Below are 18,011 nucleotides of genomic sequence, written 5' to 3' on the forward strand. Positions count from 1 at the left end.
GCAATTTACCCAGAAATGTTAATAAGTATTTGAGCTGAAAAGCATCAAAAAAGCACGAAAAAACAGAGTTGTTTAGGATACTAATTTTGAAGTTTTATATTTGTTGATCTGAACCAATATTTGGAAGCGGACCTTCACTGAAAAACCTAAAAATTAAATAACAAACACGGCGGAAGCTTAATAAAGCTCCTAACTTTAACTACAAATGAATATAACAACTAAATTAAGCAGTCTTGCTACTGCTGCAGCCATCATATCTGTAATGTCTGCTTGTCAAAACAAAGAAGCTGCTCCTTCAACTGCCGCAAAAACCGAAAGTGCAACGGTATCTACTACTGAAAAAATTGTTTACGTAAACTCGGACTCTTTACTTACAAAATACCAGTATTTTAAAGATGTACAGGTTAAACTTCAAGGGAAAGCAAAAACTGCACAACAGGATATGGCTTCTAAAGCACAGGCATACCAACGTGAAGTTGCGCAGTATCAAGCTCAGGCAAACACGCTTCCTGCAGACCAGAGAGCTTCCACAGAAGAAAGATTAGGTCGTAAGCAGCAAGAGTTACAGGCTTATCAGCAAAACGCTGGTGCAGCTCTCCAAACAGAGCAGGCTACAGAAAACGAAAAACTGTATGATAAGATTGCAGATTATCTTAAAACTTATGCCAAGAAAAAAGGCTTTAAAATGGTTTTAAGTTATTCAAAAGCAAACCCAACCATCCTTTTTGCCGATGAAAGTCTTGACGTTACAAGTGAAGTAATCATCGGTCTTAACGAGACCTATAAAAAATAGTCGTCTGATAACGATTTTTACTAAAAGCCCGGAAGTTCCGGGCTTTTAGTATTTATCTCCTATTTTAAATCAGGGAGCCCATGACACACGAAGAGAACATCAAGATAGAACTGGAGTTTTGGAAGCGGGAGATGCTAAAAGAACCTTCTATGTTCAATCGCCTCACGGATAAGGTTCAACACAAGATCAATAGTTATATTCCCGAAAAGGTACACAACGTTATTACGGTAAGCATAAAAACGATGGTCAAAGGGGTATTGTACGGCTCCACCTACACAACCTCCGCTTTACCATTGAAAGAAACCAGTTTAATACATCGTGAGGCATTGGTTCGTGAAAAAATAAGCAGTTACGCAAAAACAGGGGCTGCAGAAGGCGGGATCACCGGAGCAGGTGGATTTCTCCTGAGCATGGCAGATTTTCCTATCCTAATTGGTATAAAAATCAAACTGCTTTTCGAGATTTCCGCGTTGTACGGCTATGATGTCAAAAACTTCAAAGAAAGGCTGTACATTCTGTACATATTCCAACTCGCTTTTTCAGGCAGCAAAAATGCTTCTAAAGTTTTTCTGCACCTTCAGGATTGGGACGACAAACAAGAGATATTACCGGACAACCCCGAAAACTTTGACTGGAGGACGTTCCAGCAGGAATATCGGGACTACATTGACATCGCCAAATTAGCTCAACTGCTTCCGTTTGTTGGTGTCGCAGTTGGTGCAGTAACCAATTATCAACTTCTAAAAAAGCTGGGTAAAACTGCAATGATGGCTTATCGCATGCGCGAAAAGTCGTTGCAAGATTAATCCTCCTTATTCATCCCTTGGATCAAGTCGTCAGTTTCACGGCGATCTCTCTTTGTCGGCCTGCCAGTACCTCTGTCCCGTTTAAGTGTTGGCGCATGGAATGCAGATTTGTAGGCATGGGTTTCTTCAACAGGCGTAATATCGTTGTATTTGGTTACCGCAATCTTAGACTCCACCCTGGTATAAAGCAACTCTACAACTTCAATCACTTTCTTTTCAATACCTCTGGAAACCTGATAGACATCGCCAGGCTTCACTATCGCAGAAGGCTTTAAATTCTGTCCTTTAAACTTTACCCTGCCAGCTTTACAAGCTTCTGTCGCCAGGCTCCTGGTTTTAAATAACCTAATGGCCCACAAGTATTTATCTATACGTAGTTTCTCTTGTTCAGTCATAAAAATTCAAAAATACACAACAAAAACAACGCTCAATACATAAAATTCGTTTATTTTGCCAAAAATTAAAAGATTAACATGATAGCAGAATTAAAAAAGTTAGTAGAAGCCGCTTGGGAAGACAGAACTTTATTAGAATATAATGAACATTGCGAAGCCATTGAAACGGTAATCATGCAACTGGATAAAGGTGAATTGCGGGTTGCCGAGCCTATACTAAACTCATGGGGTATTAATGAGTGGATCAAAAAAGCCGTAATTCTTTATTTTCCTATCAGACAAATGAAAATTACCGAAGTAGGCCCATTTGTGTTTCACGACAAAATGAAGCTTAAAACAAATTATAAAGAGCTTGGTGTACGAGTTGTGCCTGGAGCAAGTGCCCGTTACGGTGCATATCTGGCTAAAGGGGTAATTATGATGCCGTCATACGTAAACATCGGCGCTTATGTTGATGAAGGTACCATGGTAGATACTTGGGCAACAGTAGGCTCCTGCGCCCAGATTGGTAAACATGTTCACTTAAGTGGCGGTGTGGGTATCGGAGGCGTTTTAGAGCCAATCCAGGCGGCCCCGGTTATTATCGAGGACAACTGCTTCCTTGGATCAAGAGCCATTGTTGTGGAAGGTGTTAAAGTTGAAAGAGAAGCTGTTCTGGGTGCTAATGTTGTACTTACGGCCTCTACAAAAATTATTGATGTAACTGGACCGACTCCTATAGAATACAAAGGCATCGTCCCTGCCCGTTCTGTAGTAATTCCAGGAAGCTACACCAAGTCATTTCCCGCTGGTGACTATCAGGTCCCATGCGCACTAATCATCGGTCAGCGTAAAGAATCGACAGATAAAAAAACTTCTCTAAACGACGCGTTAAGGGAAAATAATGTAGCGGTATAACTTAATGAATATTGGTTTTGATGGAAAAAGAGCTGCAAATAATTTAACGGGGTTAGGCAACTATAGCCGTTCATTAATTATTCAACTTGCTCAATTTTTCCCTCAAAACCAATATTTTGTTTACACTCCTAAAATAAAGCAAAGGCCTCAAATCACAGCGTTTATTAATTTTAAGAACGTTTTTGCGGTACTACCCTCCTCTTCTAAATTTCTATGGAGAACTTTGGGTATAAAAAAACAGCTCATAGCTGATCAGATTGATCTTTATCACGGACTGAGTCACGAGATCCCGATAGGCCTTCAGCAAATAGGAGTTCCCACAGTGGTGACCATTCATGACCTGATCTTCTTAAAATTCCCAAATTACTTTGGCCGTATCGACCGCTTTATTTACACCCTAAAATGTAAATATGCCTGCAACCATGCCGATCGGATCGTGGCAATCTCTGAGCAGACAAAAAAAGACATCCTCTATTATTTTAAAGTTGACGAAGCCAAAGTGGATGTCATTTACCAGAGTTGTGACGACAGTTTCAAGACTCCTGTTAGTACTGCTTTAAAGCAACTGGTAAGAGAAAAGTTCTTACTACCTGATCAATATATTCTAAACGTTGGCACAATCGAAACCAGAAAAAATCTACTGATTCTTATCAGGGCTTTACCCAATGTTGCCGCGAGCTATAAGCTGGTGGTTGTTGGAAAAGAAACGCCGTACAAGAAATTGGTGCTTAATGAAATTGAAAAGTTGTCACTGAAAGACCGGGTCATTTTCCTTCAGGATGTACCTTTCACTGAACTACCCGCCATCTATCAAATGGCTTCAGTATTCGTCTATCCTTCGTTTTACGAGGGCTTTGGAATACCCATTATTGAAGCGCTTTACTCGCAGGTCCCTGTGATTGCTGCGACAGGATCATGCCTGGAAGAAGCCGGAGGCCCAAATAGCATTTACATAGATCCTAAAGAACCTGGTGACCTTGCCAGCAAAATAACAAGAGTTTTAGAGGATGCACAACTCCGCAAACAGATGAAACAAAAGGGACTGGAGTATGTTCAGCGATTCAATACCGTTAGAATAGCAAACGACATGATGAAGATTTATCAGGATGTTTATGCAAAGAAGCTTAATACGCACCACAAATGAGAACAGAAATAGAAAGGGCGTTAAATACGCTTAAGAGTGGAGGGATCATTTTATATCCCACAGATACCGTTTGGGGACTTGGATGTGACGCTACAAATGAGGAAGCTGTCTCTAAGATCAACTCCATTAAGGGTAGATCGGCTGACAAGAGCTTTATTATTTTACTAGACAACGACAGCAAAATACAGAGCTATGTTACAGAGATTCCAGACGTTGCCTATGATCTAATTGAATTTGCAGAACATCCTTTAACAATCATCTTCTCAGGCGCTAAAAATCTGGCTAAAAGCGTGATCAATGCAGATGGAACAGTTGGCGTGCGGATAGTTAAACATGAGTTCTGCCAGCAGTTATTGCAGCGTTTTCGCAAACCAATCACTTCTACTTCTGCAAATGTCAGCGGCCAACCCGCTCCTCAAACGTTTGACGAGATCAGCGAGGAGATTAAAGATGAGGTAGACTACATCGTGGATTGGGAGCAAGATCTGAGAATTCCAAAAAAGGCTTCTACCATAATGAAATTAGCACCCGGAGGGCAATTCTCGTTCATTAGAAGGTAAGTTTTAGTACTTTTGCATGAATTAATGGAAAAGCATTTACAACATCCTGTTTTTAAGATTCTTGCTGATATTGCAAACCTGCATAATATTGAAGCTTATGTAATAGGTGGCTATGTGAGAGACATTTTTCTGGAAAGGTCCTCTAAAGACATTGATATCGTGGTTTTGGGAAATGGAATTGAGTTCGCAGAACTAGCCGGGCAGGCACTTAAATCTAAAGTTGCTATCTTCAAGAACTTCGGTACTGCAATGCTAAAATACAAGGAGCTGGAACTTGAGTTTGTTGGGGCAAGGAAAGAAAGCTATCGTTCTGATTCCCGCAAACCAATAGTTGAAAACGGAACTATTGAAGATGACCAATTAAGGAGAGACTTCACCATTAATGCGCTGGCTATATCACTTAACAAACATAACTTCGGCGGTCTTGTTGACCCTTTCAATGGACAGATCGATCTCCAAAACAAGCTGATTAAAACCCCTCTGGATCCGGAGATCACATTTTCCGATGATCCGTTGCGTATGCTCCGTGCCATTCGCTTTGCATCACAGCTTAACTTTACGATTGATGAGGCCGCGCTTTTGGCAATAAACAAGCAGAAAGAACGAATTGGTATTGTTTCGAAAGAGCGTATAACCGATGAACTAAATAAGATTATTCTTTCCCCAGTGCCATCTCTTGGATTCAAGTATTTGTTTGACACAGGCTTGCTGCACTTAATCTTCCCTCAAATGGCCGCGCTTTATGGTGTGGAAATCATCAACGGGAAAGGGCATAAAGATAACTTTTACCACACCCTGCAGGTGCTCGATAATATTTGTGAAGTCACCGATGACCTTTGGCTGAGGTGGGCAGCAATTTTGCATGACATCGCTAAACCACCTACAAAGCGATTTGAAGAGGGCCATGGTTGGACATTTCATGGGCATGAAGACAAAGGAGCCAGAATGGTACCCCAGATTTTTGCACAATTAAAGCTCCCGTTGAACGATAAAATGAAATATGTGCAAAAATTGGTGCAACTTCATCTAAGGCCGATTGTTCTCGCTCAGGAAGTGGTTACAGATTCAGCAGTGCGCAGACTGTTATTTGATGCTGGCGAAGACATTGAAAGTCTAATGATGCTTTGCAATGCGGACGTAACCACAAAGAATGAATATAAAGTTAAGAAATACAGAAACAACTTTGAGCTGGTAAAACAGAAGCTTAAGGATGTTGAGGAAAGAGATAAGATTAGAAATTGGCAGCCGCCAATAACCGGTAACGACATCATGGCTATATTCGGTCTGGGCGCTGGAAAAGAGGTTGGTTTGATAAAGAACGCGATCAGAGAGGCAATTTTAGAAGGCGAGATTACTAATAATTATGATGAAGCGCTGGCATTCATGATGAAAAAGGCCAGCGAAATAGGTCTGCACTCACCGACTACCTAATTCAATTTTACAAAGTCTATTTTATTTATTTAATTTTACAGCTGGAAAACAAGCACAATGGCAATTTACAGATTCAAAATAAGTTTCGAAGATTTCGATGAAGTGGTGAGAGAGATCGATATCAAATCAACTCAAACCTTTGAAGATCTACATAAGGCAATTCATCGGTCAACAGGCTACACCCCAGAAAAATCGTCGTCATTTTACGTAAGTACAGACCATTGGATCAAAGGCGATGAGATCGCTTATCTTCCTGCAGCACGTAAAACGGAAAGAAAGGTTTCTTTAATGGAGGCATCTAAACTGAGCAGCTTTATTGAAGATCCACATCAAAAGTTTTATTACATCTATAATTTTGAGAGGCCGTTTGATTTCCATGTAGAATTAATAAAGATCATTCTGCAGACAGATCCTAATATAGAATATCCTTATCTGGTAAAAAGCTTCGGAGAAGCCCCCAAAATCATAGATAAAAACAATTCTGGCGGCGTTGCAGTATCTGCAAATCCGACATCCACCGAGTTCGACTTCTTAAATGAACTTAACTTCGCTCCCGAAGATACTGAAGAACTGGAAGCCATGGGTGGTAGAGGTATCAATACAGAAGAAAAATCAGAGGATAGCGAAGAAGAAGAAGGCGCGGAAGAATCGGACGAATTTGCTGATAACGATAGCTTCGAAGACGAAGAATACAAGGAAGATTATTAATCGCAGAATGGCGTCTGCTAAAACCTTAATTGTTGTTGTAGGGCCAACAGCGATCGGCAAGACTGCCATGGCAATTCAGCTAGCGAAACACTTTCACACAGAGATCATTTCGGCAGACTCACGACAGTTTTTCAAAGAGATGGAGATTGGTACTGCCAAACCTTCCAAAGAAGAACTTGCTGAAGCACCACATCATTTCATCAATTCAAATAGCGTCCAGACGCTGTTGAGTACCGGTGATTTTGAAATACAAGCACTAAAAACCCTGGACACCCTTTTTCAAAGGCATGATGTAGCCATCATGGTAGGCGGCTCAGGCCTCTATATTGATGCGGTATGTAATGGTCTGGATAAATTACCGGATATTGATTTTACAATAAGACAGGAATTAAATGAAAGATTTGCTAAAGAAGGTATCTCGTTTATCCAGGCTTCACTAAAAGAATACGATCCCGAATATTTTGCGAAAGTAGATCAATCTAACCCTCAGCGAATGATTCGCGGAGTAGAATTCTTCCTCTCCACTGGTCAAAAGCTCTCCTCATTTCTAACACGCACCAAAAAGGAAAGACCCTTTAATATTATTAAAATTGGGTTGAATACAGCTCGGTCGGTGCTATATGAAAGAATTAACCGCCGTGTTGATCAAATGCTCGACTCAGGCTTACTGGAAGAAGTTAAGACACTACTTCCTTTTAGAAAATACAATGCACTGAACACAGTTGGATACTCGGAAATCTTCGACTACATAGATGGGATTTGCACTTTGGAGGAAGCGGTTGACAAAATCAAGCAGAATACACGAAGATTTGCCAAGCGACAACTCACCTGGTTTAGAAAGGACGAGACTACAGCCTGGTTCGAACCAAACGAAACCAATCTCATCATCAAATATTCAGAAAAACAACGTGCTAAGCCTGAGCGGCCGGACCCCCAAAATTCATCGGAAAACCAGGAGGCTCTTCCTGAGTTTTAATACGACCATTCACAGCTTCGTATTTCTCAATGTTATCCTGCATGGCACCAAGTAAACGCTTTGCATGTTCTGGCGTTAATATAATACGTGATTTCACGCGCGCTTTTGGCACACCTGGCATCACACGGATAAAGTCTACCACAAATTCTGTATTTGAGTGCGTGATGATTGCAAGATTTGAAAATATACCCTCAGCGATCTCTTCGGAAAGCTCGATATTCAACTGATTATCCTGATTCTGTTCTTCCATACCACAAAACTACTGCTTTAATTAGTATTGTGCTAATCTAAATCAATACACCAGACTTGCACTAACAAAAAAATCCCCCAACTTTACAGAAGGGGGATTTAAATTCATTGTGTTAATTACTATGCTTCAACTTCTTCTTCTTGTTTAGAAGCCAATAGTTTATCATACTCTTCCTGAGAACCTACAATGATTCGCTCGTAACCACGTACACCTGTTCCTGATGGAATTAAGTGCCCAACAATTACATTCTCTTTCAATCCAAGCATATTGTCACGTTTACCAGCAATTGCTGCCTCGTTCAATACTTTTGTAGTCTCCTGGAATGATGCAGCAGAGATGAATGATTTCGTACCTAATGACGCACGTGTAATCCCTTGAAGAATTGAACTTGCAGTTGCAGGTCTTGCATCACGCACTTCAATCTGTTTCAAATCTTTACGTTTCAGTTGAGAATTCTCATCTCTTAGTTTACGTAACGATAGAATCTGACCAGGTTTCACTGTGTTTGAATCACCAGCTTCTACTACAACTTTCTTGTCGTAGATCTCATCATTCTCGATCATAAAGTCCCAACGATCTACAGAGTTATTTTCTAAGAAAATAGTATCTCCTGGATCTTCAATGTGAACCTTTTGCATCATTTGGTGAACGATAACTTCAAAGTGCTTGTCGTTGATCTTCACACCTTGCAAACGATATACCTCTTGGATACCATTTACTAAGTATTCTTGAACAGCAGCAGGTCCTTTGATAGCTAATATATCAGCAGGCGAAATCGATCCGTCAGATAGCGGCATACCAGCTTTCACAAAGTCATTATCCTGTACCAGGATGTGTTTAGACAATGGAACAAGATATTTCTTTACCTCTCCGTCTTTAGATTCAATGGTCATCTCACGATTACCACGTTTCACACCACCAAGTGTTACCACACCATCAATCTCTGTTACTACAGCAGGATTAGATGGATTACGTGCCTCGAATAACTCGGTTACACGTGGTAAACCACCCGTAATATCCCTTGTTTTTCCAGTGGAACGAGGTATCTTAACAAGGATCTGTCCAGTTTGAACCATTTCACCTTCGTCAATAGCAATGTGTGCTCCAACCGGGATGTTATAGTTTCTGATCAATTCACCTTTCTTGTCAACAACTCTTACTGAAGGGTTCTTAGTTTTATCACGTGTATCGATAATTACTTTCTCACGGTGACCAGTTTGTTCATCTGACTCTTCACGGAAAGTTACACCTTCCACGATTGCATCAAATTCAATTTTACCGGCGAACTCAGAGATAATTACCGCGTTATATGGATCCCATGAACAAATCCGGTCTCCTTTTTTGATTCTAGCACCATCGTTAACGTATAAGAATGAACCGTAAGGAATGTTGTTGGTCATGATCATTTTACCAGTACCTTCTTCAACAATCTTAAATTCACCAGAACGTCCCAATACAATTTCAGTATCACCATCTTCTGTTTTGGTAGCTACCGTACGAACGTTTTCAAATTCAAGGATACCATCAAACTTAGCGATGATCTGTGATTCTGCAGCAATGTTTGATGCAGTACCACCCACGTGGAACGTACGTAGTGTCAACTGTGTACCCGGCTCACCGATCGACTGTGCAGCAATTACACCAACAGCCTCTCCTCTTTGAACACGTTTACCAGTAGCTAAGTTACGACCGTAACAAAGCGCACAAACACCTCTTTGATTTTCACAAGTTAAAACAGAACGAATTTCAACGCCTTCAAGAGGTGATTCTTCAATCGCTTTCGCAATGTCTTCATCAATATCTTGTCCAGCTGCTACCAACAATGCGCCATCCAAAGGATTGAACACATCATGTAGAGAAATACGTCCCAACAATCTGTCATATAATGGCTCAACGATATCTTCGTTATCTTTCAGGGCAGTAGTATACATACCTCTCAAGGTTCCGCAATCCGGTGAGTTTACAATCATATCCTGAGCAACGTCATGTAAACGACGAGTCAAGTAACCAGCATCCGCAGTTTTCAACGCAGTATCCGCCAAACCTTTACGCGCACCGTGGGTAGATATAAAGTATTCCAATACCGACAAACCTTCTTTAAAGTTCGAAAGGATCGGGTTTTCAATAATCTCACCACCTGAACCAGATTTTTGCGGCTTAGCCATCAATCCACGCATTCCGCAAAGCTGACGAATCTGCTCTTTCGAACCACGTGCTCCAGAGTCAAGCATCATATATACAGAGTTGAATCCTTGATTATCGTTAGATAATTGGTTCATTACAAACGATGTAAGTCTGTTGTTGATACGTGTCCAAATATCGATGATTTGGTTGTAACGCTCGTTGTTGGTAATGAATCCCATGTTATAGTTATTCCTTACCTCTTCAACTTCCGCAGAAGCTTGTTGCAATAGTGTATGTTTCTCTACTGGAATATTAACATCCTGTAAGTTAAACGATAAACCACCTCTAAATGCCATTTGGAATCCTAATTCCTTAATGTCATCTAAGAATCTCGCAGCACGTGCCATACCAGTGATTTTTACTACATCACCAATAATATCTCTTAAAGATTTCTTAGTTAGCAATTCATTGATATAACCAACTTCTTCCGGTACCATTTGATTAAATAGTATACGTCCAACAGTAGTCTCAATCAATTTATTTACAATGATACCGTCGTCTCCTTTAGCATTAACCTTTACTTTGATAAAGGCATGTAAGTCGATTCTTTTCTCATTGTAAGCGATGATCACCTCTTCTGCTGAATAGAAGATCGAATCTTGTCCTTTCACAACACGTCCTTCGTCAGTTCTACGGCCTTTAGTAATATAATAAAGACCCAAAACCATATCCTGAGATGGTACAGTGATTGGAGTACCATTCGCTGGATTCAAGATATTGTGAGCAGCAAGCATTAATACTTGTGCCTCTAATATCGCAGCATGACCTAACGGTAAATGCACCGCCATCTGGTCACCGTCAAAATCCGCATTAAATGCAGTACACACTAAAGGGTGCAACTGGATCGCTTTACCTTCCACCAATTTAGGTTGGAAAGACTGGATACCCAATCTGTGCAATGTAGGCGCACGATTCAATAGTACCGGGTGCCCTTTCAATACGTTCTCAAGGATATCCCAAACTAAAGGATCTTTTCTGTCCACAATTTTCTTTGCAGATTTAACTGTCTTAACTATACCCCTTTCAATCATCTTACGGATGATAAATGGTTTGAATAGCTCAGCTGCCATATCTTTAGGTAAACCACATTCATGTAATTTAAGGCTAGGCCCTACAACAATTACAGAACGAGCCGAGTAATCGACACGTTTACCCAATAGATTCTGACGGAAACGTCCTTGTTTACCTTTCAGGATATCTGAAAGTGATTTCAAAGCACGGTTACCTTCAGTTTTAACCGCATTTACTTTACGTGAGTTATCAAACAACGAATCCACAGCTTCCTGCAACATACGTTTCTCGTTACGTAAAATAACCTCCGGTGCTTTAATCTCGATCAAACGTTTTAAACGGTTGTTACGGATAATTACACGACGGTATAAATCGTTCAAATCTGAAGTCGCAAAACGACCACCTTCCAATGGAACCAACGGACGCAATTCTGGTGGAATAACCGGAACGATCTTAATGATCATCCACTCTGGATTATTCTCAATACGCGTTCTTGAACCACGGAAAGCCTCAACAACCTGAAGACGTTTTAATGCCTCATTTTTACGTTGCTGAGAAGTTTCATTCGCTGCCTGGTGACGTAGATTATAAGATAAAGTATCTAAATCAATACGACTCAATAAATCTTCTAACGCTTCAGCACCCATTTTGGCGATGAATTTATTAGGATCTTTATCATCTAAATATTGATTCTCTTTAGGTAATTTATCTAAGATATCTAAGTACTCTTCTTCCGTAAGGAAGTCCATGTACTGAATACCTTCGTCAGACATTGTTCCCGCTTGTATTACTACATAGCGTTCGTAATATATGATCAGGTCTAACCTTTTTGTAGGTAAGCCTAAAAGGTATCCAATTTTGTTTGGCAATGAACGGAAATACCAGATGTGCGCAACAGGAACCACCAAGTTGATGTGTCCCATACGCTCTCTACGTACTTTCTTTTCAGTTACTTCAACACCGCAACGGTCACAAACGATACCCTTGTAACGGATACGTTTGTATTTACCGCAGTGACATTCGTAATCTTTAACCGGACCAAAAATACGTTCGCAGAACAAACCATCACGTTCAGGCTTGTAAGTACGGTAATTTATGGTCTCAGGTTTTAACACCTCACCACTTGAGCGCTCTAAAATAGCTTCAGGCGACGCCAAACTAATGGTGATCGAGGTGAAATTGCTTTTTAATTTATTATCTTTTTTGTAAGACATAGCTCTTTTGTGTTTAGTCTAACGTAATATCCAAACCTAATCCGCGCAGCTCATGTACCAATACATTGAATGATTCTGGTACACCTGGAGTCGGTAGGTTCTCACCTTTCACGATAGCTTCGTAAGTTTTGGCTCTACCGATAACATCATCTGATTTCACAGTTAATATCTCTTGTAGAATATTGGCAGCACCAAATGCTTCCAATGCCCAAACCTCCATCTCACCAAAACGCTGACCACCAAACTGAGCTTTACCACCCAATGGCTGTTGTGTAATTAACGAGTATGGTCCGATTGAACGAGCGTGCATCTTATCGTCAACCATGTGTCCAAGTTTCAGCATGTAGATTATACCTACTGTTGTTGGCTGATCGAATTTCTCACCTGTTAAACCGTTGTTCAAATAAGTTCTTCCAGAAGCTGGTAATCCTGCTTTGGCGATCCATTCTTCCACTTCATCATGCTTAGCACCATCAAAGATTGGAGTTGCAAATTTAACCCCCAATTCTTTACCGGCCCATGCCAATACAGTTTCGTAGATCTGTCCAAGGTTCATACGTGAAGGTACACCCAGTGGGTTCAACACGATATCAACCGGAGTTCCATCTTCCAAGAACGGCATATCTTCATCACGAACGATACGGGCAACAATACCCTTATTACCGTGACGACCCGCCATCTTATCACCTACTTTTAATTTACGTTTCTTAGCTACATAAACTTTCGCCATTTGAACGATACCAGAAGGCAGTTCATCACCAACAGAAATTGCAAATTTATCACGCTTGTAAGCACCTAGTTCTTCGTTTACACGAATACCATAGTTGTGAAGCAATAATTTAATCTGATCATTCTTATCGTCATCAGTTGTCCATTTGTATGGATTGATGTGGGTATATTCTAAATCCTGTAGACTTTTTTGAGTAAACTTCGCTCCTTTAGGGAACAACAATTCCTTATAAACATTGAATACACCTTGTGATGTTTTACCGTTTACAATCTGGAATAATTTATCTACCAGTTCGTTTTTAAGATTTGTAGTAGCAAGATCGTATCTCTTATCTAATTTCTCTATCGCAGATTTCTCTTCCGCTTTAGTAGTTTTCTTAGCTCTTGAGAACAACTTCGTATCAATTACCACACCTTTGATAGATGGAGGTGTTTTCAAAGATGCATCTTTAACATCTCCTGCTTTATCTCCAAAAATCGCACGTAGTAATTTCTCTTCCGGTGAAGGATCAGACTCACCTTTAGGTGTGATCTTACCGATAAGGATATCTCCTTCTTTAACTTCAGCACCTACACGGATGATACCGTTCTCATCCAAATCTTTAGTAGCTTCTTCAGAAACGTTAGGGATATCTGGTGTTAATTCCTCTTCTCCACGTTTTGTATCACGCACTTCTAATTCAAACTCTTCAATGTGCAATGAAGTAAAGATATCTTCTCTAACAATACGCTCGTTAATTACGATCGCATCCTCAAAGTTATATCCTTGCCAAGGCATGAAAGCAACTTTTAAGTTTCTTCCTAATGCCAACTCACCGTTTTCAGTTGCATAACCTTCACATAGTACTTGTCCTTTAACAACTTTCTGACCTTTCTTAACGATTGGCTTCAAGTTGATACAAGTATTCTGGTTGGTTTTTTTGAACTTGATCAGTCTGTAAGTTTTGCTATCACCTTCGAAAGAAACTAAACGATCGCCGTCGTTTCTCACATATTTAATAGTAATTTCATTTGCATCAACGTACTCAACCACACCATCACCTTCGGCATTGATCAAAGTTCTTGAGTCACGAGCAACGCGACCTTCCAAACCTGTACCAACAATCGGAGCTTCCGGACGCAACAAAGGCACCGCCTGACGTTGCATGTTTGATCCCATCAAGGCTCTGTTCGCATCATCATGCTCCAGGAACGGAATCAATGAAGCAGCAATCGAAGTAATCTGATTAGGCGCCACGTCCATTAAGTCTAATTTCTCAGGCTCAATAATCGGGAAGTCACCCTCATAACGTGCCTTAACACGTGTAGTAGTGAAATTACCTTTATCATCATACTCAGCGTTTGCCTGAGCAATTGTTTTTCCATCCTCGTCTTCAGCAGATAAGTATATTACTGGCTCGTCAACAGAAACTACACCGTTATCAACCTTTTTGTAAGGTGTTTCGATGAAACCTAAGTTGTTGATCTTAGCATGTACACATAGCGAAGATATCAAACCAATGTTTGGTCCCTCTGGTGTCTCAATAGTACATAAACGACCGTAGTGAGTATAGTGAACGTCACGTACCTCAAATCCTGCTCTTTCACGCGATAGACCACCTGGGCCTAGGGCCGATAGACGGCGTTTGTGAGTAATCTCTGCCAATGGATTCGTTTGATCCATAAACTGAGACAACTGGTTTGTACCAAAGAATGAATTAATAACCGACGATAAAGTACGGGCATTAATCAAGTCAGTCGGAGTAAATACCTCATTGTCACGAATGTTCATACGCTCACGAATAGTACGTGCCATACGAGCCAAACCAACACCAAATTGAGCGTACAATTGCTCACCTACTGTACGAACACGACGATTCGACAAGTGATCAATATCATCCACTTCTTCTTTAGAGTTGATCAGTTTGATCAGATATTTAACAATTGCAATAATATCTGCTTTTGTCAACACCTTTACGTGATCAGGGGTATCCATTTTCAACTTACGGTTGATCCGGTATCTACCCACATCACCTAAGTCATACCGTTTATCCGAGAAGAACAAACGCTCAATGATACCTCTTGCAGTTTCTTCATCAGGTGGTTCTGCGTTACGCAAAGCACGATAGATGTTTTCAACAGCCTCTTTTTCAGAGTTTGAAGTATCTTTCTGTAATGTATTATATATAATAGTATAATCAGCCTGACTAGCACCATCATCTTTTGACAAGATGATCGTTTTAACGCCAGCATCAATGATCATATCAATGTGGTCATCTTCTAAAACGGTATCCCTGTCTAAGATCACTTCGTTACGATCGATAGAAACTACTTCACCAGTATCTTCATCGACGAAATCTTCAGTCCATTTTCTTAGAACCCTTGCAGCAAGCTTACGGCCGATAAATTTCTTCAAACCAGATTTGCTAACCTTAACCTCATCGGCAAGATCAAACAACTCAAGAATGTCTTTATCAGAATCATAACCAATAGCACGCAATAATGTGGTAACCGGGAATTTTTTCTTACGATCAATATAAGCATACATGACGTTATTCACATCAGTCGCAAACTCGATCCAAGATCCTTTAAAAGGAATAACACGCGCAGAATAAAGCTTAGTTCCATTCGTGTGACGGCTTTGACCGAAGAACACACCTGGAGACCTGTGTAATTGTGAAACAATAACACGCTCTGCACCGTTAATTACAAACGTACCCTTAGGAGTCATATAAGGTATGGTTCCTAAATACACATCTTGAATGATGGTTTCAAAATCTTCGTGCTCCGCATCATTACAAGAAAGCTTAAGTTTAGCTTTCAACGGAACACTATAAGTCAATCCACGGTCAATACACTCAGGTATATCATAACGCGGTGGATCAATAAAATAATCAAGGAATTCCAAAACGAAAATGTTCCTGGAATCAGTGATTGGGAAATTCTCAGCAAAAACTTTAAACAAACCCTCTGTGTGACGGTTGTCGGACGTAGTTTCTATCTGAAAAAACTCTCTGAATGATTGCAACTGCACATCTAGAAAATCTGGATAATCTATGATATGCTTACTTCGTGCAAAATTTACTCTTTGGTCGACTTTATTTGCCAATGGACTAAAGTTAATTTACTTTAAGAATAAACTATTTGTTTGGTTAGCCGTTAAACAATTTCATCAACCAAACAAGATGAAAAGTTTTTAAACAGGTATAGACTCCGACTATATAGCCGGAGTCTATTGATTAAAGTTGTTGGGAAATTAAGTGATTACTTAACTTCAACTACAGCTCCAGCTTCTTCTAATTGTTTTTTCAGAGCTTCAGCTTCGTCTTTAGTAACACCAGTTTTTAATTCTTTAGGTGCACCATCAACTAGATCTTTTGCTTCTTTCAAACCTAAACCAGTTAGGTCTTTTACCAATTTAACAACTGCTAATTTAGCACCGCCAGCTTCTTTCAATATTACATCAAAAGTAGTTTTTTCTTCAACTGCAGGAGCAGCATCAGCAGCAGGGCCTGCAACAGCAGCTGCAGCAGCAGCTGGTTCAATACCATACTCGTCTTTTAAGATTTGAGCTAATTCGTTAACTTCTTTAACTGTCAAGTTTACCAATTGCTCAGCAAACGCTTTTAAATCTGCCATTTTATAGATTTTTAAAAATTTACGTAAAAAATAATTATTTAAATATGAAACTTATAAGGCGTTTCCTTAACCTTCTCTCTCTTGTAGAGTTTTAACAATTCCTGCAATTTTGCTACCGCTTGACTTCAACGCTGAAATAACGTTTTTAGCTGGCGATTGTAATAAGCCAATAATATCTCCAACTAGCTCTTCTCTTGTTTTAAGAGTAACTAATGCATCTAAATGGTTATCACCAACATATATTGACGAATCAATATACGCTGCCTTAAGTACTGGTTTATCAGATCCCTTTCTCAACGCTTTAATCAGTTTCGCCGGAGCGTTACCTGATGTCGAGAATAAAATTGCTGACTGACCTTTAAGGGCTGCATAGATCTCTGATGAATCACCTTCCAATCCTTCAATCGCTTTTTTGATCAATGAATTTTTAGCAACCTGCATCTCAATCCCGCTTTCGAAACATTTGCGACGGATATTATTAATCTTAGCAACAGATAAGCTTGAGGTATCAGCAATATAAAAATTGCCAAACTCTTGCATTTTCTCTTGAAGAGCTGAAACTAGTTCGTGTTTTTCTTCTCTGTTCATAATAATTAAATACCCGTTACTGATTTAGCTTCGATTGCAATTCCAGGACTCATTGTTGAAGAAACGTGAATGCTCTTAAAATAAGTTCCTTTTGCAGCAGATGGTTTCAGCTTAGAAATTACTTGAAGTACTTCTAAAGCGTTTTCATATATCTTGTCTGCAGGGAATGATACTTTTCCTACTGAAGCATGGATAATACCACTTTTGTCAACTTTAAAATCGATCTTTCCGCCTTTTACATCAGTTACTGCTTTACCAACATCGTTGGTTACAGTAGCTGATTTAGGGTTTGGCATAAGGTTACGTGGACCTAAAACGCGGCCCAGTTTACCTACTTTTGCCATACAAGCAGGAGTAGTGATAATAATGTCAACATCAGTCCATCCACCTTCAATCTTGGACACATATTCGTCTAAACCCACGAAATCTGCTCCTGCCGCTTTAGCCTCTTCTTCCTTATCAGGATTACAAAGAACTAATACACGTACAGTTTTACCTGTACCGTGTGGTAAAGTAGCGATACCACGCACCATTTGATTGGCTTTACGTGGATCTACACCTAAACTAACGTCGATATCAACCGAAGCGTCAAATTTAGTAGTAGTAATCTCTTTAACCAAAGCAGCCGCATCCTTTAAAGAATACGTTTTACCAGATTCTAGTTTAGCATGTGCCTTTTTTTGATTTTTTGTTAATTTAGCCACTGT

Annotated in this window: 15 protein-coding genes; 8 read left to right on the forward strand and 7 right to left on the reverse strand. The window is 40.0% G+C overall.

Annotated features, from left to right (window positions below):
- Nucleotides 1-205: 205 nt before the first annotated feature.
- Complete coding sequence (locus WKF66_RS17425) at nt 206-793, forward strand: OmpH/Skp family outer membrane protein (protein ID WP_489675772.1); 588 nt, start codon at nt 206-208, stop codon at nt 791-793.
- Nucleotides 794-873: 80 nt separating this feature from the next.
- Nucleotides 874-1,599, forward strand: coding sequence for an EcsC family protein (locus WKF66_RS17430; RefSeq protein ID WP_489675773.1), 726 nt, complete (start codon nt 874-876; stop codon nt 1,597-1,599).
- Here WKF66_RS17430 and WKF66_RS17435 read toward each other — a convergent pair.
- Nucleotides 1,596-1,994: an RNA-binding S4 domain-containing protein gene (locus tag WKF66_RS17435; protein WP_489675774.1), complete on the reverse strand. Its 399-nt coding sequence runs from the start codon at nt 1,992-1,994 to the stop codon at nt 1,596-1,598. The genes WKF66_RS17430 and WKF66_RS17435 overlap by 4 nt on opposite strands.
- A 78-nt stretch (nt 1,995-2,072) precedes the next feature.
- Here WKF66_RS17435 and WKF66_RS17440 point away from each other — a divergent pair, with 78 nt between their 5' ends.
- The 6 genes from WKF66_RS17440 to miaA are packed head-to-tail and all read left to right on the forward strand — an operon-like array spanning nt 2,073 to nt 7,710.
- Nucleotides 2,073-2,891: a 2,3,4,5-tetrahydropyridine-2,6-dicarboxylate N-succinyltransferase gene (locus tag WKF66_RS17440; protein ID WP_489675775.1), complete on the forward strand. Its 819-nt coding sequence runs from the start codon at nt 2,073-2,075 to the stop codon at nt 2,889-2,891.
- 4 nt (nt 2,892-2,895) lie between these two features.
- Nucleotides 2,896-4,035, forward strand: a complete 1,140-nt coding sequence (locus tag WKF66_RS17445; protein ID WP_489675776.1) for a glycosyltransferase family 4 protein — start codon at nt 2,896-2,898, stop codon at nt 4,033-4,035.
- Nucleotides 4,032-4,595, forward strand: coding sequence for an L-threonylcarbamoyladenylate synthase (locus tag WKF66_RS17450; RefSeq protein WP_489675777.1), 564 nt, complete (start codon nt 4,032-4,034; stop codon nt 4,593-4,595). The genes WKF66_RS17445 and WKF66_RS17450 overlap by 4 nt, the downstream gene beginning before the upstream one ends.
- A 24-nt stretch (nt 4,596-4,619) precedes the next feature.
- Nucleotides 4,620-6,026 carry a CCA tRNA nucleotidyltransferase gene (locus tag WKF66_RS17455; protein WP_489675778.1) on the forward strand — a complete coding sequence of 469 codons (1,407 nt, stop codon included), beginning with the start codon at nt 4,620-4,622 and terminating at the stop codon, nt 6,024-6,026.
- Between the two features lie 57 nt (nt 6,027-6,083).
- Nucleotides 6,084-6,734: an IS1096 element passenger TnpR family protein gene (locus tag WKF66_RS17460; protein ID WP_489675779.1), complete on the forward strand. Its 651-nt coding sequence runs from the start codon at nt 6,084-6,086 to the stop codon at nt 6,732-6,734.
- A gap of 7 nt (nt 6,735-6,741) precedes the next feature.
- Complete coding sequence (gene miaA, locus WKF66_RS17465; RefSeq protein WP_489675780.1) at nt 6,742-7,710, forward strand: tRNA (adenosine(37)-N6)-dimethylallyltransferase MiaA; 969 nt, start codon at nt 6,742-6,744, stop codon at nt 7,708-7,710.
- Here miaA and WKF66_RS17470 read toward each other — a convergent pair.
- The 6 genes from WKF66_RS17470 to rplA all read right to left on the reverse strand — a co-directional run bounded on the left by WKF66_RS17470 (nt 7,646) and on the right by rplA (nt 18,008).
- Nucleotides 7,646-7,960, reverse strand: a complete 315-nt coding sequence (locus tag WKF66_RS17470) for a DUF3467 domain-containing protein (RefSeq protein ID WP_489675781.1) — start codon at nt 7,958-7,960, stop codon at nt 7,646-7,648. The two genes, miaA and WKF66_RS17470, sit on opposite strands and share 65 nt — an antisense overlap.
- Before the next feature lie 119 nt (nt 7,961-8,079).
- Nucleotides 8,080-12,369: a DNA-directed RNA polymerase subunit beta' gene (gene rpoC, locus WKF66_RS17475; protein ID WP_489675782.1), complete on the reverse strand. Its 4,290-nt coding sequence runs from the start codon at nt 12,367-12,369 to the stop codon at nt 8,080-8,082.
- A gap of 13 nt (nt 12,370-12,382) precedes the next feature.
- Nucleotides 12,383-16,186, reverse strand: a complete 3,804-nt coding sequence (gene rpoB / locus WKF66_RS17480; RefSeq protein ID WP_489675783.1) for a DNA-directed RNA polymerase subunit beta — start codon at nt 16,184-16,186, stop codon at nt 12,383-12,385.
- 155 nt (nt 16,187-16,341) lie between these two features.
- Nucleotides 16,342-16,716 (reverse strand): 50S ribosomal protein L7/L12, encoded by a 375-nt coding sequence (gene rplL / locus WKF66_RS17485; protein ID WP_489675784.1) that lies wholly within the window; start codon nt 16,714-16,716, stop codon nt 16,342-16,344.
- 66 nt (nt 16,717-16,782) lie between these two features.
- The gene (gene rplJ, locus WKF66_RS17490) at nt 16,783-17,304 is read right to left on the reverse strand and encodes a 50S ribosomal protein L10 (protein WP_489675786.1); all 522 of its coding nucleotides are present in this window, start codon (nt 17,302-17,304) and stop codon (nt 16,783-16,785) included.
- A 5-nt stretch (nt 17,305-17,309) separates the two neighbouring features.
- Complete coding sequence (rplA, locus tag WKF66_RS17495; RefSeq protein ID WP_489675787.1) at nt 17,310-18,008, reverse strand: 50S ribosomal protein L1; 699 nt, start codon at nt 18,006-18,008, stop codon at nt 17,310-17,312.
- Nucleotides 18,009-18,011: the final 3 nt, after the last annotated feature.

Source organism: Pedobacter sp. (assembly GCF_037719805.1).
In the GTDB taxonomy this organism is placed as follows: domain Bacteria; phylum Bacteroidota; class Bacteroidia; order Sphingobacteriales; family Sphingobacteriaceae; genus Pedobacter.